The organism is Candidatus Nitrosacidococcus sp. I8 (genome assembly GCF_945836005.1).
Taxonomy (GTDB): domain Bacteria; phylum Pseudomonadota; class Gammaproteobacteria; order Nitrosococcales; family Nitrosococcaceae; genus Nitrosacidococcus.
The window spans coordinates 1,496,219-1,519,258 of sequence record NZ_OX241534.1 but is presented as its reverse complement, the minus strand read 5'-3'; the positions used below and the strand labels follow the sequence as shown (position 1 = coordinate 1,519,258).

Below are 23,040 nucleotides of genomic sequence, written 5' to 3'. Positions count from 1 at the left end.
ACCCCTCGATGGAATTTTGAGAAGTATCCCTTTATGGCAATTCCTGCTCAAATCACTGATGGGACTCAAGTATGCCCTGATTCTTATACTCCAATATACCATGCCTACAATAATGGTCCTGCTCAAGGTAAAGAGTCCGGTTTTCGTTATGTGTCCGATCGCTCGGTACTGGAACCTCTGCTTGATGAGGGTTGGATCGATGCCGGAATCGCTTTTTGTGGGGCTGGGGCTTCTTAGTGAGTTTAAAATAAATATTCTCTATTTATTTGATGAGGCTGGGGTATGTTCTTCAGCCTTTTTTTTGAAAAACTATTCTCTATAAGTTTTTAAACCAATCTTGTTTAATGCTTACTTTTTCTACCATTTCAATTTCTACCCCTAATCCTAGTTCCTTGAGTCGTTCTATAAACTCATTACCATCTATCAAATCAATTTGTTTTGCCCCTGGTCTTTCTGCTTCTTTTTGAGCTTCAAGACTAAATACCCCCGTGGTCATAATTAAGCCTTTTTCTGCTCGACCTTCCATTGATCCCCTAAAATCCCGCACCACTGAGGAAGAAACAGTGCCTTGGTATCTTTTGGCTTGAAATACTATATGAAAGGATAAAACATGACCAATCCTTAAAATCCCTTTGCCATCAATCCCCCCATCATTAGATTTTCCAGTTACTACCACATTTTTAAATCCAAGTTCCCTGAGTAGCCGTTGACACAACTTTTCAAATTGATCAGGAGTAATTTTCTTGATAGTTTCTAGGAGCTGATCTTGCCAAGTAAGCTCATTTACTTCATCAATTTGATTGTTAGAACTACTATTTGATTCTTCTGATATTTGAGCTTTTTCTTTAACTATTTGCTGGTTATTTTGCTTGATAAATCGCTTTACTTCTTCTGGATCTACTTGAGTAACTTTATGTCCTTTATCTGTTAAAGACCAAATATCCTGCGAAGAATTTTCTAGTAATCCATAATCTTTAAGATAGTATCTTGCCCAAGAGAGTCTACAGGCTAGTTTAGTGGTACTCCCTCTCAAAATTTCATCTACTTCATTGTTACTAAGCTGCAGAATTTTAATAATTTCTGCTTCAATTTCACTAACCGATCCAGAGTTACCCAGATTTTTCAGTGCCTGCAGGGTAGGATTAAACAGCTCATCATATTTATATTTAAAATACACATCCATTTTTAATATTTATTTAGGTTGGAGATGGTTTGTTAGGATTGTATGGCTTTGGATTTTACAAGCAGTTTAGCTAGAAAAAAATTATTAACGCTTTAATGTTATTTCAATAAAATTTTTTGGTAGCCCGTACTTGTTCATAACACTTGCTAATCTATTTACACAAGTTGCAGCAGATATATTGATATGAATAAGAAGGGTTGAGTCGCTTAGATTTGTTTCTTCATGCCAAAACTTCCCTGTGAAGGTTTTATATTTTTTTCTAAATCATTTTCATTTTCATTTTCAACCAAATCCTGAAAAGCAACCCATTTTACTATGATGTTTTCTCTTCCAAAGAGATCATTTTGATTATTTAATATAATTTCAAAATCAAATTCTGAGCTATTTCTAATATAGAGAAGGAATGCTAAAAAAGCATCTTGCCATGATTTAGTAGGGTATTCAGTGCCATCAATACTCACTTTTTCAGGCTTATTCCCTGTTGCAATCTCACCTGCCTCTTCATCAAGGGGTGAAAAGGTATTTGTCTTAGTAGTAGATGAGTTAATCTTCCAATTATCTTTTTCCTTATATTTATCAGGTAAAGAAAATGTATTCAAGAACCAAGTGATCATACTATTTTGATGAGCTAAGATACTTTCTTCATTCCATTTTTCCTGATTAATAATATCGAGCCGAAAGTATAGTGCAGATTGATTAAATTTTTCTTTTTTTTCGGTAAATGATTTATTACCCATTTCAGAATTGAATTCTGTAATAGTTAGATTCCCAATATTATGAAGATATTTTTTATGGATTTCAGAAAAATTATCCCCTAATTCCTGTTCCCATGTTTTATTTAATTTTTGTGGCATAATATGCTCAATAGTAATTTTTGAATTACGAAAATTAACAACTCCTTTTGTGTTACATTTTTCTATTTTTCCAAAAATGAATTTTCCGTAGTTTTTTACGCTATTGTAAAAATCCATTTCTTGAAGTCTTTTTTTAATTTCCCCATCATTAGGCAGCCTTGCGTTATATGGCATATTTGAGAGTAGCTCAAGCATAGAGGTACTTTCATCGGCTAATTCTTCAATACGGTGACTTAATAAAACTATCTCTTTATTTTCTCCTTGAGTTAGTCCTAGAGTTCTTCTACGAATTAAGTAAGTACAAATTATTTTCAAAATAGAAATGAGCTTATCATCGCTTAAATGTACTGCTTTTTCTTTATCTTGGTGGTACTCCAACAATCCTAAAACAAAGGGTTTAAAAGGATCGCTTTTGATATCATGGAAGATATTTCTAAGTAATTCTTTTATTTCTTTGTCATTGCCAGCACTGTGAGCGATTTGGCCAATCTCTTTTGGATTTGTATTAATTATCCAGTGATACCAATTTACATACTGGATAATATCGCCAATAAATTGACTACGATCAGTAAATTCTTTATTTACAAAACCTCTAAACTGATGATAGATCTCTTTTGTATTGTTATCGCTGACTACTTTAATTAAGCGTGATACTTTATATTGTAAATAGTCACGGAAAAAATGCGAGATATGATCCCCTAGGATAGATTCAATTTTAGGGTACCAAATCTGCTCATAGATTCTTGCTTGATCATCGCTCTTCATATTAAGCAAAATAAAATTTCTTACTAAATCTGAAAGGGTAAGCGGTTTACCTAGTGAATTTAGGGTTTCGAAGATAATTTGCGGATCTTCGCCTTTGTAGGGTCGTTCATCTAGGGAAATTACCGCAACATTCATTCTTCTGATGGCAGTGATATAGTGCTCAAGTTCAATTTCTGGTCGAGCTTGTTTTTTTATTAAATTGGCAAATTGCCCATAGGCATTACAAATAATTCCGAGTTGTTCAGGGGATTCTTTGTTTACTAGGGCTTTATATGCTTCCCAATCTTTAGAGACTTGTTTTAGTTTTATCTTGTCTTGAAAAGTAGAGGTACTATTAATCAGATACCTTTGGGTGATAAGATTTTGTTTATTTGTATCTTTTTCTAAATCCCGTAATGCAATTAAAAATAATAAGGTAGTGGTAAGTCGCTGTTGTCCATCTACTACAATAGATTTTGTGGCAAGCACTTCATTTTCATTTTTAATTACAAGAGTTCCAAAAAAATGTTCGAGCTTATCGATCTGTTTCGGATCTAGCTCTGATTCTATAATTCGTAGCATATCATCGAAAAAGCGCTCAATTTCAGTCTTACCCCAAGCGTAAGATCTCTGGAAAGGTGGGATGAAAAAAGAAGTAGAGTTTTTCTCTAAAACATCACTGATAGAGCAATTATCTGTTTTCATATTTATATCCTTTTTATGCGTAAAATGGGTTTCAATCATTCTACCATCTCATTGATATAGAGAATAAAATAACCGCTTAACTCAGATAAGTGCCTTTCATAAAGTTTCTAATTAGCTATTCCTGAAGCCTTCATTCAGGTACATTAGGGGGTTATGAATTTATTTACCGCTTTAACTCGCCGTAAATCCGTTATCCAATTACAAGTAGAGAGCGATCAATCTTCCCATGGATTTCAACGTACCCTTGGGTTATGGCAACTTGTTGCGGTTGGGATTGGAGCTATTATTGGGGTAGGGGTTTTTGTCTTAGCAGGACAACAAGCTGCAGTTAATGCAGGTCCCGGGGTAGTGTTTAGTTTTATTATTGCAGGGTTAGGCAGTAGCTGTGCTGCTTTATCCTATGCGGAATTTTCTAGCATGATTCCGGTCACTGGTAGTGCTTATACCTATAGTTATGCGGTGCTAGGGGAGTTATGTGCATGGGTTATTGGCTGGGATTTACTCTTAGAGTATAGCTTGATTGTGGCAGTGGTTGCGATTGGTTGGTCCGGTTATATGCAAGCGTTGATTACCCAATTTACTGGGTTAGAGCTCCCCACCACTTTACAAGGTGCTTGGGATCCTACTAATCCTGATAGTGGTAAGGTTTTTAATTTAATTGCTGCTTTGATTACTTTAGGAGTCAGTGGGTTACTTACCTTAAAAACCACTTGGGGAATGAGAGTAAATAGTTTGATTGTGATTCTAAAAATGATCGGGGTTTTGCTCGTCATTTTAGTTGGAATTTTTTATATTGACCCAATAAATTGGCAACCCTTTATACCATCTAATATAGAAGATGATCGGGGCATCCCTCACTTTGGTTGACCTGGAGTATTTTCTGCTGCTAGTATCGTTTTTTTTGCTTGCTTTGGCTACGATACCTTGACCACAACAGCGGAAGAATCAAAATATCCTAAGCGGGATTTACCTAAAGCAGTATTATTTTCCCTTGCTATATCTATTGTCTTATACCTTGCTGTGTCCTTAGTGCTTACTGGGCTGGTGCCTTATTCTGAGCTAAATAGTGATGCTCCGGTAGATGCAGCATTTAAAGCCCTTAATCTTCATTGGGTACGAGGAATTATAAATATTACAGCAATTATGGGAATGACTAGCGTCTTATTTGCTTTCTTATTAGGAGCTGCAAGAATTTGGTTTGCTTTAGCTCGAGATGGGCTGTTACCTAGATGGTTTTCCAAAATACACCCTTACTATAAAACTCCTTATCGACCTACCTTAATCCTTGGCATCTTCACCGCTTTAGCAGCAGGATTTTTACCTATTGAGCAGGCAACTGAACTGGTCAATATCGGTACCTTAAGTGCTTTTATTGTGATTTGTTGTGCAGTGTTTATTTTGCGGATACAGCACCCAGAATTGCCTAGGGCGTTTAAAATGCCCATGATTTGGATCATTGCACCGGCAGGGGTTTTATTTTCTTTATTTTTGATTATTGGTTGGCCTTGGAAGCTGGAAGGTCATCTTGTTTTATTAAGCGGCCTTCCTATCACTACTCTTTGGCGTTTTATTCTCTGGATGGGGCTAGGGTTATTCCTATATTTTAGCTATGGGATGAGCCATAGCTTATTAAGCAAGGAGTAAAATACTTGATTTATTTTTTTAATACTGATCGTATTCTTGCCCATTTTCAATAATAAAATCTACTAATTTCCCAAGCACGTATTCTAAAGCTTTATTCAAAGCTGTGACCCCATTGTAGGCATCCTCTTTAGCTATAGGTTCCTGGCCATTGAAGATATCACTTGCAATTTTTTTACCTGTTTTAAGATCAACTAATTGAACATGCAAAGAAAAGCGAGCTTGGCTTGGTTTAACCGAATAATCTTGTAATAGAGCAAGAATATCGCTATCTAGCCTTAAATCAGCTGGTGTTTGATTATAAGTATTAGATGTAACATTGAGAAACCCATCACTATCCGCTAAAGTGCTGATAATCACAGGTTCGAGCATATAACCGGGAGTATCTACCCAATCGTTATAGCTAAAATAACTTAGCTCATAGGGTTGGCGAGTATAGGCCATGCGCTGAGTATTATAGCCTGTTGCCGTGCGTGGTGTTGTAACTATTAATGATAAGTTAGTCGCACGGGACGCTTCTACTTTTACTGGATGTTGCGGTGTAGAGAATAGATAAGTATGGCTAGGAGCACGAGAGCTATTGCTACAGCCAGAAAGTGTTCCGATTAAAATTCCTATAAATAATAATCTAAAAGCCATAGGTGGGTATGGTAAATATTTAAGAGATTTTATTTTTAGTAGAAAAACCACAAGCTACTCCCCCGGTCCAGGTAAAGTTGATGAAGATCCAAATAACAAAACGCTAGGATTTTCATTTAAACGTTGGCTAAATCGCTCTAAGTTTCGGCTAATATGGTCAAAATTACTTAGTATTTGATCTGCATGGGGTAAAGTAACTTCTCCAAGTAGATTAAACTGTTTTTGCCCTGTTTTAAGTAAATTATTAAGTCGGGTGGTTGCTTCATTTGCACTACGCATTAAAATAGGTAGCTGTGCAATTCCCGCTTCTAACTGGGCACTTTGGGCAGCAAGGGAAGTGGATAAAATTTCCATATTTCTCAACGTTCGATTAAATGCACGCTGGTTTTCCGGATCATCTGCGATATCTGCAAAAGCTTTGCTAAATCTTCTAGTATTTTCTAGGGTGTCATTAAGATATTCTTGGCTTGTTCTAAAGCGAGGAATATCAATATTTTCACCAATATGACGAAGTTCTTTGGCAGCACCTGTAAGCTCATCTAACAAATCAGTTAACCCATCGCCTAAACGACCCATAAAAGATGGACCTGAGTTAATGATAGGATAAGGGTCATTTGGACCTGCTTTAAGTAAAGGGGCTTCTTTAGTACCTTTAGTTAGCTCCATATAAGCAATTCCAGTAAGACCATTAGAGGCAATTACTGCAATAGTATCTTCTTTTACTGGAGTTCCTTCCTCTATACCTAAAGTGATTCGTACTCTAGAAGGATCGTTTTCATCCAGCTCAATGTTTTTAATTTTACCTACCTCGACCCCTTGGTACTTAACTGGAGTATTTTTTTCTAGCCCGGATACAGAATCTTGCGTATAGGTAAGGTAGGTATCATATCCGGTAAAAGAAGTATGGGCACTTAACCAAGAAACTATGACGATGAGAACGGTGCTCAGCCCAATAACAAAAAGACCGATTAAGGTGTAATTTACTTTTGTATCCATGTATTCTCCTGATAGGCAAGATGGCCACGCTCTCCTCTAAAATAGGCTCGGAGCTGAGATTCATCAGAGTGAGCCAAATTTACTACCGTATCTAAACCAAGAAGTATTTTTTCTCCTAAAAAAGCTACCCGATCAGCAATTCTCCATAAGGACCCGAGATCATGAGTCACTAATACTACCGTCAGGTTAAGGGATTCCCTAAGAGAAAGGATAAGATCATCTAAAGCAGAGGCACTCACAGGATCTAAGCCTGAACCAGGTTCATCTAGTAATAATAATTCTGGATCAAGTGCTAATGATCTAGCTACTGCTGCTCGCTTAATCATACCGCCAGAGAGCTCTCGTGGAAACTTCACTGCAGCATCCCGGGGTAAGCCTACTAATTCTATTTTTTGCAATGCTAATTCATTAATAAATTTTGATGAAAGATCGGTATGTTCTTTTAAAGGTAGGGCTATATTCTCCAGTACAGTAAAGGAACTAAATAACGCCCCTTTTTGAAACATCATCGCAAAGCGAGTTCTTAACCTTAAGATTTCTTTTTCATGAAGATCTTGCAAGGATTTTCCAAAAACTTGGATAGTGCCTGATGAAGGAGAGTTGAGCATAGCAATCTCTCGAAGTAGGGTAGATTTACCCGATCCACTGCCACCAATAATTGCAAAAATTTCGCCCCGATGAATATCAAAACTAATATCTTTGTGGATAACCGCTTCACCAAAGCGGGTATAAAGGTTTTGAACTTTAACGACTGCTTCTAACTCTTTATCCATGCTATATGCCTAGCCAACTAAAGAAAATAGAAAACACTGAGTCACTGACGATAATCAGAAAAATAGCCTGTACTACACTAGAAGTGGTTTTCTTACCTACGCTTTCTGCACCACCGCTCACTCGAAGCCCCTGAAAGCAGCCTACTGTTGCAATAGTTGCAGCAAAAAAGAAAGCTTTAAAAAGCCCAATAAAAAATGATGGAAGATCAACAACCTCATCAAGACGTTCAATAAACAACTGAATTCCTACACCTAACTGTGCATCAGCCATGAGCATACCGCCAATAATACCGCAGATATCCGCAAAGACTGTTAATAAGGGTAAAGAAATCATTAAAGCCATTATTTTAGGGATAACGAGCTGATCTATTGGAGGAATACCTAATATCCTCAAAGCATCAATTTCTTCACTCACTTTCATGGTGCCAATTTGGGCAGCAAAGGCAGATCCGGTTCGCCCTGCAAGAATAATTGCAGAGATTAACGGTGCTAACTCTCGTATCATAGTTAAGGAAACTAGATCAACAATAAAAATGTTGGCACCATAATCCTTAAGTTGCATACCTCCTTGGTAAGCCAAAACAACACCTATTAAAAAAACAAGTAACCCGATGATAGGAATAGATTCAATCCCTGCAGTTTGCATATTATTGAGCAAAACACGCCAACGAATTCGGCTAGGGTTGATTACTCCTTTTAAGAAATAAACAAAGACTTCCCCAATAAATGATATAAAAGAAAAAGCCTCTTCAGCATAATCCCAAGTGATATAGCCTATCTTTGCAATTATATTAAGGGAGGGAGTAATAACAGGTTTTTGCTTACCAAAATTTCCTTTATCCTGAACTAGGGATAATAATTTTTGGTGTTCTTGGCGTAACCCTTCATAAGGGATAGTTTTTTTCTCTTGGGAAAATTGTGCTATTAAGTAATTAAAGAGCCAAGCTCCTCCAGTATCCATTTGATTGATACCGCTAGCTTCAATGGTATTAACTTTTCCATATTCTTTTAAAGTAGAAGATAAGCTACGCTCTAGCTGGGCAAGATAGTGTACTGTCCAATCACCAAAACAGGATAAAGTACTAGTAGTTTCATGGTATTGGATTCGTGCTTCGCTGGCCGAATCTTTCTTATTAAAGTTCATACTGGTTTAGTTAGCTAAAAATTACATATAGAGATGATAAATTATTATACATTCATGTATGTATGATTTTATTTAACATTACACTTGTCAAGCGGCTATTTTGTAGTAACTAATAATTACTAGAGAATTTTAGCTAACCCATTTTCCAATCCCCGCAACTCCAGCACTTATCAAACTGTTCTTCTAAAGATTCGTGGCAGCTGGGACAGATCCAAGAGTCTTGATTTTGCCGTTCAGAATTTAAAATATATGCCGCTCTTTGATAGTCTTCGTTTTTTATTAGCCATAGCTCTGGCCAACATTCAGTGGGGGGTATTTCTCCTGCAGCACTATTTAAATTCTCATTTTTTATAATGCAGTTTACTCCATGGGATTCAAGTAAATTCTTGCAGTGACTTACGAAGAGTAGATTAGGTGCACTATAAATAAACTTCACTTAAATTTCAATCAATTTGATTGCATAATTTAAAAACATATATTTAAAATAAAATTTTAACTTATTTTTCTATGAGAGGTAATTTTTTTTCTGGATTAAGAATTCCATTAGGATCAAACTGATCTTTAATACGCCGCATAATTCCTAGTGTTACAGGATCGATCTCCCTACTTACAAAATCTCGTTTCTCTAAGCCTACTCCATGTTCTCCAGATAAGGTACCATTTAGTTGAAGTACTAGATTAAATATTTGATCTAAACAGGATTTTGTACGGTCCATTTCAATAGGATCATCTGGATTAACCAATAAATTCACATGAATATTGCCATTACCTGCGTGACCAAAATTAACTATTTTAATTGAAAATTCCTGAGCTAAGTTTTCTAATTTTCTAATAAAAATAGCTAAGGAGGAGATGGGAACCACTACATCTTCATTAATTTTTTTAGGGGCAAGGGTTCGAAGTGCAGGGGAAAGTGCTTTTCGAGCTGCCCATAGCTTTTTAGCCTCCTCATCAGTCTGAGCGGCGACAATCTCTATGGTTCCATTATTTTTAGCAGCCTGCTTAACTTTTTCTAAATTATCATTTAGTGATATGTTAGTTCCTTCTACTTCAATCATGAGCAAAGCACCTGCTCCAGAGGGTAAATTTACCCCTCCTTGTCCCTGAGCTAGCATAATTGCTTGGCGATCCATAAATTCTAGAGCACTAGGAATAATTGGTTGGCTCATAATTGCTGCTACTGCCTCACCTGCGCTTTCAGGGTCTTTATAAGTAGCCCGTAAAATTTGCTTTACCTCCGGAAGAGGAGTAAGTTTCAAGGTTGCTTCAGTAATAATAGCAAGCGTACCTTCTGATCCGATAATAAGGCGAGTTAAATCGTAACCTACGACACCTTTTGTGGTATAAACTCCACAGCGAATTTCTTCTCCTGCACCGGTAATTGCCCTAAGTCCCAATACGTTTTCTCGAGGAGTACCGTATTTTACTGCTTTTGGTCCAGCGGAATTATAGGCAAGATTACCTCCTACAGAGCAAAATGCAGCACTGGTAGGATCAGGGGGCCAAAAAAATCCATATTCACTTGCTGCTATTTGTACTTCTTGATTGGTTACTCCAGGGGCCACGATCATAAATCGATTAGCAGAATCTATTTTATAGATAGTATTCATCCGCTCTAAAGAAAGCACTACACCTCCACGAATAGGTACAGTTGCTCCAGTAGTACCTGTGCCCCGACCTCGGGGAATAATGGGTATACAGGATCGATTACATATACGGACAATATCTCGAATTTCCCCATGAGTAAGTGGAAAAATTACCCATTCAGCCAGTCCATGGCGACGACTATTATCATAGCCATAGGCCCAGCAATCACTTGGATCAGTATAGATTCTCTCTTTATCTACAATACGGCTAAATTGAGTAAAAAGATCATTTCTAGCCATATTTAAACATCAAGGATTTTAACAATTTTATGAACCCCTCTAGTATGGCTAATTAAGGTGATCATAAGCTTAGATTCATGAGGCGTTAAAAATCCAAACAAATATACAATCCCTCGGGCAGTAATAATTCTTACTTGAGATAAATCGATTTCTTTTTGCAGTGCCATTTTTATGTTAATTTTCTGAGCAAGCCATATATCTTTTACTCGGTTTATCAAGGTACTTGGAGGAAGTACAGCAATTTCATCATATATTACTTCGATACTTGGTGTTGTTTTGGCAATATTAAAAACTCTTTCTTTAAGCAGTTCACTAGCCGCTTCACCAGTTAACAACAGTGTATGATTATAATTAGTTATTTTTATATGGATACTTCTATCTAAGATAGGATCATTTTTTATTACAGTTTCCACTGCTTTTTCAACTGCTCTATGATCAATGACTGGAGTTATTCCGTGTGGGTTTGCTAAAGCATGAGTAGGATTTTGTATTAACAATACGTATATTAAAAGTGCAGGGCAAGAATTCATGAATTATCATGAGAGCAAAAATAATGGTCAATTAAATCGCATAAACAATGGATGATAAGTAAATGTACCTCTTGAATACGAGCGGTGTTATAGGCAGGTACTCGTAATTCAAGGTCCATTTTGTTTAAAAGAGCAGGGATTTTACCTCCATCATAACCGGTTAAAGCAATTATAGTCATACTCTTTCTATGAGCCGCTTTAATTCCGTTGATGATATTCGGAGAGTTACCTGTTGTACTGATAGCAAACAAAATATCTCCTGAGTATCCTAATGCCTCTATTTGTCGTGCAAAAATATCTTCATAAGAAAAATCATTTGCAATAGATGTTAGGGCAGAACTATCAGTAGTTAAAGCAAGCGCAGGTAATCCACGACGTTCTCGCTCAAAGCGATTTATAAGCTCCGATGAGAAGTGCTGTGCATCTGCAGCACTGCCTCCGTTACCACAACTAAGCACTTTATAGTTAGATTGAAATCCTGCTAGCAATAACTGGCTTGCTTGTTCAATTTTAGGTGCTAATACCTCTGCAGCAGTGAGTTTCAATTGTGCACTGTCGAAAAAATGTTTGGTAATACGCGTTTGAGTATCTACCATTATTTAGCAATAAGTAATTAGTTTAATTGAAACGCATTTACAAGCCAAATAATGCGAGAGTTTGTTTCTTGTTTTGGCGTAATACCTATTGCATCAAAGCGGCATGGTTTATCTATTATTTTCATTTGTTGCAGATAGTGCTGTGCTGTTGCGATAATTTTATGTTGCTTAGTTGTAGTAATACTTTCAAGTGCACTACCAAAACTATCATGGGTACGATACCGTACCTCAACAAAAATTAAACTATCTCTATCTTCCATGATTAGATCTATTTCTCCATAAGGGCAGCGGTAATTTCGTTGTATTAAAGATAACCCATGGGCTAAGAGATGATCACAAGCAAGCCGTTCTGCTTGGATACCTCTATTAGTATTTTTACTCATCTTTTTTGATGTAGCTATCTTTTATTGGGAGTAAGAATGGAGTTCCTTTTTTAAATTGGGCCCAAACTAAATCTCGTTTTATTTGCCCTTGAAGATTCATGCTAAGTACACCTGTTGCCCCTTCAAAGTTCGCACCCTCCATTTGATGGAGAGATTTTAAGCGGGGGATAATTTGGTACGCATCATAGCCTAAAGCATAGAATCTTTTAAGTAATTTAAAGTCTTCAGGATTATTTTGGGCTAAACTACGGTAGGTGGAGGATTCTTCTTGAATATTTTTATCTAAAACCCAAGGAATATCGCTAAAAATAACTCCGTTTAAATCTTGATCTTGATTTGAATCTGGATACCCTGTGTAAATATATGAAGTACTGTAGATAGGAAGATTTTCAGCACGATAGAATTTTAACTGGGGAACGATCAGTCGTGCTTGTTCAGGAGGGGCAATTAAGAAAATTAAGTCCGGATCTTGATCTTGAGGAAGCGTAAATATTTCCTTATTATTTAATGCCTCCTGAAGCTCTTTTTGGCTAGCATAGCCTTGATTAATATTAAGAAGTCTCTGAATGACTAAAGCATAATCTTTTTGATTGGAATTATAAGTTTGACTCCTTAACACTTCCCCACCTAGCTGATTCCATTGTTCAATTAATGCTTTTTCTATACGATTACCCCAAGCACTATTAGGCGTAAGAATTAGAGCATTATCATAGCCTTCGTACCATGCCCTATTAGCCACCTCTCTAACTTCTTCTTCTGGTGATAATGAAAGTTGATAGAAATTTCTAATTTCCAGAGAATTATCTTCTTCTAAATAATTAAGTACTAGGGTAGGTAAGGTAATTATTTCACGATTTTCTACAAGCTGTGTCACTGCCTGTTTAACTAAAGGACCTACAATAAAATCAGCACCTGCTGCTTTTGCCTGTTGATAAACCTCAATAATGTCGCTTTGATTATTTTGCAAGTTAGTAGTAACTGGGTAGAATTGGATAGTAGTATCTTCTTGATTTTGTGCATAGTAAGCAGTAAAGAAACCATCTCCAATTGCTTTAGCAATCGTGGAGAATTTTCCAGAAGCAGGAAGTAATAAGGCAATATGCTTAGGATGGTAGGGTGTCTCTAGATCAGTAGATATATCTTGAATTAAAGATAGAGAAGCTGGGTGATTGGGGTATTTGCTTTGCCAGTTTTCAAGTGCTTCATTTAGCCTATCTGGCACCGTTTGATATTGTTGTGCAATCAATGCTAAATCAATCCAGCCATGAAAAGTAGAGGACGATGGCTGGTTGTAGGCTTGTTGTAAAGTAATGGGGGAGAGGCTTGTAAGATCATACCATAACATCTGCTGATTTTCAGCGGATTTCTCTGCGTCAGTTAGGGTAGGATCTAATTGGCTTCTTGCATGAGCGGCAGCTAGTAGGTTACCATCCGCTTCATTAGCTTCCGCTCTTAGCTGATAGATAATCGTTTGTTGCTGAGAATCTGGCTCTAGCCTCTCTATATTGCTTAATAGAGAAAGTGTTTGAGTACTGTTTTTTTGAGTAAGTGCCACTTGCGCACTGAGTATCCGATAGCGTAGTTTTAGTAATGGATTTAAATTTTCAGTTGCTATTTTATTTAATATATTTTGTGCTTTTAGTGGCTGATTACCTCGTAGAAAAGCATCACTTGCTTTTAGTTGATATTCTTCTTGCTGAGGTGACTGAGCATCAGTAGCTAATTTTGAATATTCTGTAGCTGCTGCTAAATAATTACCTTTAGCAAATAAGGAATCAGCTTTTGTTGAAGGTCCTGTAAACCCAAAAGGATCGGTAGCACAAGCAACTAAATTAAAGACAATAGCAATTAAGCCTACAAACTTAAATAAACAGATTATTCTTTGAATAGAAGTGGTTATAAACATATATAGAATAAATTACCTAAGATTCTGGTATAGTGTTTCTATGATGATCTTTGAAAACTCTTTAGAGAAATTAGCATAATCCTTATGGGGCTTATTTTTAACTAATAACTCATATTTTAAGGAATACCATTGGCATTATGGAATTTTTCAATTTTACAAACTACGCTTTAAATTAGAGATCCCTATAAAGCTAACCCTTTACTTGTAGTCTTACTATTCCAGGTCAAATATCCATTTATTTTCTTTTTATCTCTCCGCTTTATAATGGTATAGCATAGCTTAGAAACATCTTATTCAATACTGCACCGCTCAATTATGACCATTGCTCAATTGTAGATTTTTCTATGTGATTACCATATGAGTTATAGAGAAAAAGGCTAGAGCATTGTCATAGCCATGATACCAAGTGCTTTGGGTTATTTCTTTCACTTTTCCTGGAAAAAATGTAATTTTTGTAGAATTTTTTCAGGATAGGTACTTTCTTCTAAATAATTAAAGGCTAGGTTTGGTAAGGCAAGCCCATTTTTTTCTATAAGTAAAATGTTTAGAGAGAGAAAAATATGTTGATTTTTAGAAAATTCTTTAGAATTGGTAAGGCTGTAATCTAATCGATTATTGGCATGATTATTTAGTAAATAATTTTTTTATTAAATAAATCATCTATTTTTATTAAAGATTCAGCATTAGAAGTACAAAAAACAGCTAAATTAAAGACAAAAATTAAGACTATGAATTTAAAAAAATAGGTTAATTTTTGGAGAAAAGCAGCCATAAATATGAATAAATCATTTTACTGTAGAAACAATAAAGTAATATAAATACTCATGGTAATAGCTAATAAAATAGGTACACTATACATAGTGGCTACGCCTATTGGAAATTTAAAAGATTTTAGTTTCCGTGCTCAAGAAACCTTGCAGAAAGTAAAATTAATTGCTGCTGAGGATACCCGCCACAGTGCTACCTTATTAAAACACTTTAATATTACTACACCTATAGTCTCACTCCACGAGTATAATGAGTTAGAGCGATCAAAAGTCTTAATTGCGCATTGCCAAAATGGGGATTCCATCGCCCTAATCAGTGATGCAGGTACGCCATTAATTAGCGATCCGGGTTATCGCTTAGTACAACAAGCACGACTTACTGGGATACTAATCACGCCAATTCCAGGACCTTGTGCATTAATTGCTGCACTTTCTGTTGCGGGACTCCCCTCCGATCGTTTTGTATTTGAAGGATTTCTATCTGCAAAACCCAGTGTACGATATACTAGACTAAACCAATTAGCCAAAGAAACCCGTACGCTTATTTTTTATGAAGCACCTCACCGATTATTAGATACTCTTGAAGCGATGGTAAAGGTATTGGGCTCTAAGAGAAAAGTAGCTCTAGCTAAAGAACTTACTAAACTCTATGAAACAGTGTGGGAAGGGTCGCTTAATTTATTACTTACTCAACTAAAGGACGATTCAATACTAAGCCGAGGAGAGTTTGTAGTTCTCGTACATGGAGCAGAAGAAGATCAAGAGGATATGGAAACTAAGGCACTTAATGTATTAATACCCTTATTGAAGGTACTTCCATTGAAACAAGCAGTAGTTACGGGAAGTGAAATTACAGGAATTAAAAAAAACTATCTTTACCAGTTAGCACTAAAATTAAATAATGGTTAGAATTTATATAGTGAAAATTAATAAAGTAAGATTATATAGGTTTTGAGATAGCCAGACAGTCGCATTGTTTTTACTTAAATGATGAGGAAAGTCCGGGCTCCATAGGGTAGAATGCCAGGTAATACCTGGGAGGCGTGAGCCTACGGAAAGTGCCACAGAAAATAAACCGCCAATAGGTAAGGGTGAAAAGGTGTGGTAAGAGCACACCGCGCAGATGGTAACATACTGCGGCAAGGTAAACCCCATTCGGAGCAAAGCCAAATAGGGGAGCAATAATGTGACCCGCATTGTTTCCGGGTAGGCTGCTTGAGGTATATGGTGACATATATCCTAGATGAATGGCTGTCCACGACAGAACCCGGCTTATCGGCTATCTCAATTTTTATTACCTATTGATAATATCAAGGTTTTATTTAAAATAACTAAAATGATCTAAAGGAAAATACTTTCCTATGTGTGAGAGTAAGAGTACACATCAATCCGTTCTGCTATTTGAATCCATTCATGCACTAAACATTCAAGAAAATGGCATCTATATTGATGCAACTTTTGGTCGTGGTGGTCATAGTAGGGCTATTTTAGCTAAACTCTCTACTAAGGGAACGTTACTTGCGATTGATAAGGATCCAGAAGCTATTGCAGTGGGGCAAAAACTAGCTCAGCAAGATAAGCGGTTTTCTATTATTCATGCTCCCATAAGTAATCTTGAAAAAATAGCAGCAGATATGGGATGGATGAATCAGGTTCATGGAATCTTATTTGATCTTGGAGTTTCCTCCCCTCAACTGGACAGCCCAGAGCGAGGATTTAGTTTTTTGCACCCTGGTCCTTTAGATATGCGTATGGATTGTAAAAGTGGACAAAGTGCTGCAGAGTGGCTGGCACAAGCTGAGGAGGGTGAAATCTCAGATATACTTAAAAAATATGGGGAAGAACGCTATGCCCAAAGGATTGCCCGCGCTATTACAAATGCCAGAAATACACAAGAATTAATAAACACACAGCAACTTGCCCAAATTATTTCTCAGGCAAATCCAAGCTGGGAGAAAAAAAAACATCCAGCTACTCGCTCATTTCAGGCAATTCGAATCTTTATTAACCGAGAGTTAGAAGAACTCTATGATGCCCTAGAGCAAGCAAAATCTGTATTAGCAGTAGGAGGACATTTAGCTATTATTAGCTTTCATTCCTTAGAGGATCGGATTATTAAACAATTTTTTAAAAAAAACTCCCAAAATGAAAATACATACTTACCTTCCTATTTACCTATTACAGAAAATCAACAACAATCCCCTATTTTTCGAGTTTTAGGGAAACCCATAGTACCTAATTTAGATGAAACTACACATAATCCCAGATCGCGCAGTGCAAAGCTACGTATTGCCCAAAAAGTAGCTTGTAACTCACCGTGATAATAAGTATACATCGATGGCTAGTTATAGTTATCTCTGTTTTAAGTGTATTAATTTTAGTTTCTGCAGTAACCGTGGTTGATATCAAACACCAAAATCGAAAACAGTTTATGGAATTACAAAAGCTATATAAAGCCAGAGATCAACTCGATGATGAATGGGGGCGCTTACTTTTGGAACAAAGTACTCTTGTTAGGCAAGGGAGAATCGAGCAAATTGCTAGAGAAAAGTTAGGGATGGTTGCTCCAGACTCAACTCAAATAGTGGTGATAAAAATAAAGAAATATGAGGAAAATTAGAGATAAACCTTACTTTACTCGATTACAAATTGTAGGGTTTATTTTTTCTTTAATAATTATTTCTTTAGTCGTCCGTCTAATTAAATTACAAGTACTAGATTACGATTTTTTACGAGGAAAAGGAGAAACTCGCCATTTACGGGTAGTCACTATACCTGTTCATCGGGGAATGATTACTGATCGGCATGGAGAACCGCTTGCAGTAAGCACGCCGGTAGATTCCATATGGATTAACCCTAAATTACTTAGCCAAACCCCTGAGCAATGGGCTATGTTAGGAAATACACTAGGAGTCTCAAGAAATTATATAGCAGATAAAGTGCAAAAAGGTGCGGCTCATGAGTTTGCCTATTTAAAGCGATGGGCAGAACCAGAATTAGCCGATCGTATTCAAGCACTTGATATATTAGGTGTAGGGTTTCAATCAGAATATAAGCGTTATTATCCTACTGGTCCCCTAGCTGCTCATGTCGTAGGGTTTACAAATGTTGATGATATAGGACAAGAAGGTATAGAACTAGGATTTAATAGTATCCTACAAGGAATTCCAGGAAAAAAAAGAATTATTCGAGACAGCCGAGGTCGCACCATAGGAGATATAGAAAATATACGTACACCCCAGCCAGGTGAAGATTTACGCTTAAGTATTGATTTACAGCTACAGTATTTAGCCTATCAAAAATTAAAACATGCTATTCAGATCCATGAAGCTCAAGCGGGATCTATTGTCATTCTAGATGTACATACGGGGGAGATTCTAGCGATGACAAGTCAACCATCTTACAACCCAAATGATTACACACAGCGACAAGGTCAATTATATCGAAATCGCTCGATAACTGATTTGTTTGAGCCTGGCTCAACCATCAAACCATTTATTATGGGAATTGCTTTAATGCTAGGGAAAGTAACCCCCTATACTTTCTTCGATACTACACCTGGGTACTTCCAGATAGGTCGCTATACAATTCATGATGTTCATAATTATGGGCGAATCGATATTAGTACCATTATCCAAAAATCAAGCAATGTAGGAATGAGTAAAATTGCACTAGATCTTGACCCACAACAATTCTTTCAAAATTTTTCTCAATTGGAATTTGGTATGTCTACTGCTAGTGGATTTCCAGGAGAAGCAGAAGGGCATTTACCTAACCCAAATACCTTTCAAAAAAGTGAAATTGCAAGAGCTACTCTATCTTTTGGTTATGGTTTGTCAGTAACTGCACTTCAACTTGCTCGTGCTTATGCCATGATTGGTGCAGGGGGAGTATTAAAACCAACTAGTTTTTTTTATCAAAAACAGCCTACTGAGGGAAAGTTTATATGGTCTAAAGAAATAGCCCATGCTGTACTAGCCATGCTTGAAGGAGTTACTATAAACGGTGGAACAGGTACTCAAGCCCGTGTACCTGGCTATCGGGTAGCAGGGAAAACAGGTACTGTAAAGAAGACTCAAGCAGGTCGCTATACTAAAAATAAATATATTGCACTTTTTGCTGGACTGATCCCCGCAAGTAATCCACGTTTAGCAGCAATAATTATGATCGATAATCCTAAAAAGGGGGGTTATTATGGAGGATCTATTGCTGCCCCCGTTTTCTCTCAAATAATGATTGATGCTATGCGATTACTTAATATTGCCCCAGATAATTTACAAGCGGCTTATGAAAAATAGATTATGGGGCAAAACTATCAACACTCACTAATATCTTTATTAAACGAGTGGCTAGAACCTAACTCTACAAAGTTAGATGATAATCCAATTATTAGTCATATTTGTATAGATAGCCGAGAGGTAAATTCTGGTTCTTTATTTTTTGCTTGTCTAGGGCGAAAAGAATTAGGGCATAACTATATACCCGAAGCTATTAGTAAAGGTGTTAGAGCAATTATTTTTGATTCAATTATTCCAATTTCTACAGAAATTCAAAGCCAATTACAGGCTCTAGATATTCCTTGTATTCCAGTGCTAGAACTGCATAAAAAAATAGGATTTATTGCTAATCAGTTCTATTTTTATCCTTCAAGGCAAATCAGGATCACTGGTATTACTGGCACCAATGGAAAGACATCGGTATCTCATTTTTTAGCTCAAGCATTACATGCTGAGCAAACCCCCTGTGGGATCATAGGCACACTTGGTGTAGGCACACTAGAATCAGTCATTTCTAGTAAATTAACCACTCCAGATTCATTAACTATTCACAAACATCTAAATGATTTTCGTAACGCAGGGGTTTCTAATGTAGTGATGGAAGTTTCCTCTCATGCCCTAGATCAGGGTAGAGTAAATGGAATCACCTTTAATACTGCTATTTTTACTAATTTAAGTAGAGATCATCTTGATTACCATCAAAGCATGGAAAATTATGAGGCAGTAAAATCTAAATTATTCCATTGGCCTGAATTAGAATATGCGGTGATTAATATAGATGATAAAGTAGGATGTAATCTTACTAGTAAGGTTTCCAATAGTACTAAAGTTATTAGCTACGGTTTAAGTGATAATGCTTCACTTCAAGCCAAATGCATTCACTATAATAAATCGGAAATATCCCTAGAAATACAGGGGCAATGGGGTAGCGGCTTATTACGATGCCCCTTACTTGGGAAATTCAATGTTTATAATATACTTGCGGCTTTAGGTGGTTTATTAGCTTATAATATCCCGTTTGATGAAGCTCTAGAGCGACTCTCTCGGGTAAAATCCGTACCTGGACGTATGGAATTACTCGAAAGTCCAGCTGGACCATTAGTCGTTATAGATTATGCCCATACTCCAGATGCACTGAGTCAAGTACTTTATTCCTTAAAAGAGTATTCAGACCCTAAAGGAAGATTATGGTGCATATTTGGTTGTGGCGGTAATCGAGATTCTGGTAAACGCTCTCTTATGGGCGAAATAGCTGAACGATTTTCAGACTTTGTGGTACTGACTGATGATAACCCGAGAGAGGAAGATCCTATTCAAATCATAATAGACATTATGTCTGGAATGAAACATCCAGATAAAGTCTATAAATATCGCCCTAGATCAGAAGCTATTTCTCGTACAATACAGTTGGCTAAATCGAAAGATACCGTACTGATAGCAGGAAAGGGTCATGAGGAATATCAGCAAATAGGTACTAAATTTTATCCCTTTAGTGATAAACAGTGTGCACAGCAAGCATTAAAAGATCATCAATATGAGCTTTACTAGTAGTCTTACAGAGATCAGTCAAACTGTTCAAGGACAGTTGAGAGGGAAGGGAGAAATCACTGTTTCTGGAATTAGTACAGACAGTCGATTAAATAGTCTTTCCGGTATGCTCTTTATCCCATTAAAGGGAGAGAAATTTAACGGTCATACTTTTATTCCTCACGCAATAGAAAAAGGTGCTAGTGCAGTTTTACTTGAAGAATTTATTGAATCCGATATTCCTCAAATAAGGGTAGCAAATACGCACCTTGCCCTTGGGCAAATCGGGAGTTATTGGCGGAAGCATTTTAAAATTCCCGTTGTCGCAATTACAGGAAGCAACGGAAAAACTACAACTAAAGAAATGGTTGCGTCCATTTTAAATAAAGCTAGCTTAACCTTATCAACTCAAGGAAATCTAAATAATGAAATTGGTGTTCCCTTAACATTACTGCAATTAAATTCAAGCCATCGTTTTGCAGTGATTGAAATGGGTGCTAATCACTCTGGAGAAATTAACTACCTTAGCCAATTAGCTCACCCTCAAATAGCACTCATCACTAACGCAGGATCAGCTCATCTTGCAGGATTTAAGGATCTTAATGGAGTTGCTCAAGCTAAAGGGGAAATTTTCCAAGGAGTAAGTTCTGGGGGTATTGCGATCTTAAATCGAGACGATCCTTATTTTTTTTCTTGGCATCGATTAGCAATGCGTAATGGGCTTAGATTCATTAGTTTTGGCTTAGGACAGTCTGCAATGCTTCATGCCTACGATCTAGCTTCAAACCCAGAGGGTACTGAGTTTACCCTTTTTACCCCTAAAGGAGCTATAAGAATTTCTCTTCCTTTCCTTGGAACACATAATGTAGTCAATGCGTTAGCTGCAAGTGCTACTGCTTTTGCTCTAGGATTAAAGTTAGATCAAATTTATGAAGGATTAATTGCATTTTCTCCTACTTCTGGTCGTTTGCAAGTTAAATACGCCCCCTCTGGGGTAAGAATCTTAGATGACACTTATAATGCTAATCCTAGTTCTTTCCAAGCTGCCTTAGAGGTTTTAACTCAATTTGTTGGCGATCATATTTTAGTACTTGGAGATTTTGGAGAGCTAGGGGAAAAATCGATTGAGCTCCATAAAAGCCTAGGGCAACAAGCTAGAGCTGCTCAAATCAATCAACTGTACACACTAGGTGACCTCAGTGCTGCTACTTCCAAATCTTTTGGTTATGGAAAGCATTTTTTTGATCGACAAACACTTATTGCTGAGTTGCAAAGGATAAAAAATCCCAATACGACTATTCTAATTAAAGGATCTCGATTCATGAATATGGAGCAAATTGTATCTGCTCTATGTACTTAATTAATTTAATTTATATTTATGCTGCTATATTTAGCTGAGCACTTAACTACCTTAAATAGAGGATTTAATGTATTTCAGTATCTTACATTACGAGCTGTTTTAAGTGTACTAACTGCACTTATCATTTCTTTAGCTATAGGTCCAATCGTAATTCGTCGATTAAGTATGCTAGTGAGTCAGCCTATACGTATAGATGGACCTAAAACCCATTTTAGTAAAATAGGAACTCCTACTATGGGGGGAGGACTTATTTTACTGGCTATCACAATGACAACCTTACTTTGGTCAGATTTGACTAACCGATATATCTGGTTAACTTTAGCAGTTATGTTGTTGTTCGGTAGCTTAGGTTGTATAGATGACTATAAAAAACTTGTCTATAAAAACCCAAAAGGCCTTTCAGCAAGGCATAAATATTTTGGACAATCCATTATTGCTTTGGGTGCTGCACTATTTTTGTACTCTACTGCGACCATACCTGCAGAAACAGTACTGATTGTTCCCTTTTTTAAAGGTATAGCAATTAATTTAGGGAGCTATTATATTTTACTTGTTTATTTCGTAATTGTAGGTAGTAGTAATGCAGTAAATTTGACCGATGGCTTAGACGGATTAGCTATTCTGCCTACTGTATTAGTAGGTGGTGCTCTAGGAATTTTTGCCTATGTTACAGGTCATGTAGGATTTTCCCACTATTTGGGTGTTCCCTACATCTCCGGTGCAGGAGAATTAGTTGTTTTTTGTGGATCCTTAGTAGGAGCTGGATTAGGATTTTTGTGGTTCAACACTTATCCTGCTCAAGTATTTATGGGGGATATGGGGGCTCTTGCACTTGGAGCAGCTTTAGGAGTACTTGCTGTGTTAATACGGCAAGAATTAGTCCTTGCTATTATGGGCGGTGTTTTTGTCATTGAAACTATTTCTGTGATTTTACAAGTAATATCCTATAAACTAACTGGAAAGCGAATCTTTCAAATGGCACCACTACATCACCATTTCGAGATAAAAGGTTGGCCGGAACCTAGAGTGATCGTTCGTTTTTGGATTATTACTGTTATTTTAGTTCTTATTGGGTTATCTAGTCTAAAAATTCGCTAGAATCTTAAATAAAATTACCCTATTTTGATAA

Annotated in this window: 20 protein-coding genes, 1 other RNA gene and 1 pseudogene; 10 read left to right on the top strand and 12 right to left on the bottom strand. The window is 36.7% G+C overall.

Features of this window, described 5'->3' with window-relative positions; genetic code table 11:
* The first annotated feature begins 33 nt into the window (after positions 1-33).
* Positions 34-237, top strand: coding sequence for a hypothetical protein (locus OOL07_RS07455; protein ID WP_264695918.1), 204 nt, complete (start codon positions 34-36; stop codon positions 235-237).
* 79 nt (positions 238-316) lie between these two features.
* Here OOL07_RS07455 and OOL07_RS07450 read toward each other — a convergent pair whose 3' ends face one another.
* The gene (locus tag OOL07_RS07450) at positions 317-1,183 is read right to left on the bottom strand and encodes a restriction endonuclease (RefSeq protein WP_264695917.1); all 867 of its coding nucleotides are present in this window, start codon (positions 1,181-1,183) and stop codon (positions 317-319) included.
* Positions 1,184-1,389: 206 nt separating this feature from the next.
* On the bottom strand, positions 1,390-3,486 hold the full coding sequence (locus tag OOL07_RS07445) for a DUF262 domain-containing protein (protein ID WP_264695916.1): 2,097 nt from the start codon (positions 3,484-3,486) through the stop codon (positions 1,390-1,392).
* Positions 3,487-3,639: 153 nt separating this feature from the next.
* Between OOL07_RS07445 and OOL07_RS07440 the strand changes: the two are divergent.
* Positions 3,640-5,130 (top strand): annotated as a pseudogene (locus OOL07_RS07440) (amino acid permease).
* Positions 5,131-5,148: 18 nt separating this feature from the next.
* Here the strand turns inward: OOL07_RS07440 and OOL07_RS07435 are convergent.
* The 10 genes from OOL07_RS07435 to OOL07_RS07390 all read right to left on the bottom strand — a co-directional run bounded on the left by OOL07_RS07435 (position 5,149) and on the right by OOL07_RS07390 (position 13,980).
* Positions 5,149-5,766: an ABC-type transport auxiliary lipoprotein family protein gene (locus tag OOL07_RS07435; protein ID WP_264695915.1), complete on the bottom strand. Its 618-nt coding sequence runs from the start codon at positions 5,764-5,766 to the stop codon at positions 5,149-5,151.
* A gap of 54 nt (positions 5,767-5,820) precedes the next feature.
* The gene (locus OOL07_RS07430; RefSeq protein ID WP_264695914.1) at positions 5,821-6,762 is read right to left on the bottom strand and encodes an MlaD family protein; all 942 of its coding nucleotides are present in this window, start codon (positions 6,760-6,762) and stop codon (positions 5,821-5,823) included.
* Entirely contained in the window at positions 6,747-7,535 is a 789-nt protein-coding gene (locus OOL07_RS07425) for an ABC transporter ATP-binding protein (protein WP_264695913.1), read from the bottom strand. The genes OOL07_RS07430 and OOL07_RS07425 overlap by 16 nt, the downstream gene beginning before the upstream one ends.
* Position 7,536: 1 nt before the next feature.
* Positions 7,537-8,679, bottom strand: coding sequence for an MlaE family ABC transporter permease (locus tag OOL07_RS07420; RefSeq protein ID WP_264695912.1), 1,143 nt, complete (start codon positions 8,677-8,679; stop codon positions 7,537-7,539).
* A 133-nt stretch (positions 8,680-8,812) separates the two neighbouring features.
* Entirely contained in the window at positions 8,813-9,115 is a 303-nt protein-coding gene (locus OOL07_RS07415) for a putative signal transducing protein (protein ID WP_264695911.1), read from the bottom strand.
* A 61-nt stretch (positions 9,116-9,176) separates the two neighbouring features.
* Positions 9,177-10,565: an FAD-binding oxidoreductase gene (locus OOL07_RS07410; protein WP_264695910.1), complete on the bottom strand. Its 1,389-nt coding sequence runs from the start codon at positions 10,563-10,565 to the stop codon at positions 9,177-9,179.
* Between the two features lie 2 nt (positions 10,566-10,567).
* Positions 10,568-11,095, bottom strand: a complete 528-nt coding sequence (locus tag OOL07_RS07405; protein ID WP_264695909.1) for a BON domain-containing protein — start codon at positions 11,093-11,095, stop codon at positions 10,568-10,570.
* Entirely contained in the window at positions 11,092-11,691 is a 600-nt protein-coding gene (locus OOL07_RS07400; protein ID WP_264695908.1) for a phosphoheptose isomerase, read from the bottom strand. The genes OOL07_RS07405 and OOL07_RS07400 overlap by 4 nt, the downstream gene beginning before the upstream one ends.
* A 17-nt stretch (positions 11,692-11,708) precedes the next feature.
* Entirely contained in the window at positions 11,709-12,074 is a 366-nt protein-coding gene (locus tag OOL07_RS07395; RefSeq protein WP_264695907.1) for a YraN family protein, read from the bottom strand.
* On the bottom strand, positions 12,067-13,980 hold the full coding sequence (locus OOL07_RS07390) for a penicillin-binding protein activator (protein WP_264695906.1): 1,914 nt from the start codon (positions 13,978-13,980) through the stop codon (positions 12,067-12,069). The genes OOL07_RS07395 and OOL07_RS07390 overlap by 8 nt, the downstream gene beginning before the upstream one ends.
* 860 nt (positions 13,981-14,840) lie before the next feature.
* Here OOL07_RS07390 and rsmI point away from each other — a divergent pair.
* From rsmI to mraY, 8 genes are all read left to right on the top strand, one after another.
* The gene (rsmI, locus tag OOL07_RS07385) at positions 14,841-15,656 is read left to right on the top strand and encodes a 16S rRNA (cytidine(1402)-2'-O)-methyltransferase (RefSeq protein WP_489667109.1); all 816 of its coding nucleotides are present in this window, start codon (positions 14,841-14,843) and stop codon (positions 15,654-15,656) included.
* Between the two features lie 43 nt (positions 15,657-15,699).
* Positions 15,700-16,038: RNase P RNA component class A (rnpB, locus tag OOL07_RS07380), an RNA gene on the top strand.
* A gap of 70 nt (positions 16,039-16,108) precedes the next feature.
* Positions 16,109-17,068 carry a 16S rRNA (cytosine(1402)-N(4))-methyltransferase RsmH gene (gene rsmH / locus OOL07_RS07375; protein ID WP_264695904.1) on the top strand — a complete coding sequence of 320 codons (960 nt, stop codon included), beginning with the start codon at positions 16,109-16,111 and terminating at the stop codon, positions 17,066-17,068.
* Entirely contained in the window at positions 17,065-17,367 is a 303-nt protein-coding gene (gene ftsL, locus OOL07_RS07370) for a cell division protein FtsL (protein WP_413774109.1), read from the top strand. Before rsmH ends, ftsL begins: the two co-directional genes overlap by 4 nt.
* Complete coding sequence (locus OOL07_RS07365; RefSeq protein WP_264695903.1) at positions 17,354-19,045, top strand: peptidoglycan D,D-transpeptidase FtsI family protein; 1,692 nt, start codon at positions 17,354-17,356, stop codon at positions 19,043-19,045. The genes ftsL and OOL07_RS07365 overlap by 14 nt, the downstream gene beginning before the upstream one ends.
* Positions 19,046-19,048: 3 nt before the next feature.
* Positions 19,049-20,572, top strand: a complete 1,524-nt coding sequence (locus OOL07_RS07360) for a UDP-N-acetylmuramoyl-L-alanyl-D-glutamate--2,6-diaminopimelate ligase (protein ID WP_264695902.1) — start codon at positions 19,049-19,051, stop codon at positions 20,570-20,572.
* Positions 20,559-21,911, top strand: a complete 1,353-nt coding sequence (locus OOL07_RS07355; protein ID WP_264695901.1) for a UDP-N-acetylmuramoyl-tripeptide--D-alanyl-D-alanine ligase — start codon at positions 20,559-20,561, stop codon at positions 21,909-21,911. Before OOL07_RS07360 ends, OOL07_RS07355 begins: the two co-directional genes overlap by 14 nt.
* Positions 21,912-21,929: 18 nt before the next feature.
* Positions 21,930-23,009: a phospho-N-acetylmuramoyl-pentapeptide-transferase gene (mraY, locus tag OOL07_RS07350; protein WP_264695900.1), complete on the top strand. Its 1,080-nt coding sequence runs from the start codon at positions 21,930-21,932 to the stop codon at positions 23,007-23,009.
* Positions 23,010-23,040: the final 31 nt, after the last annotated feature.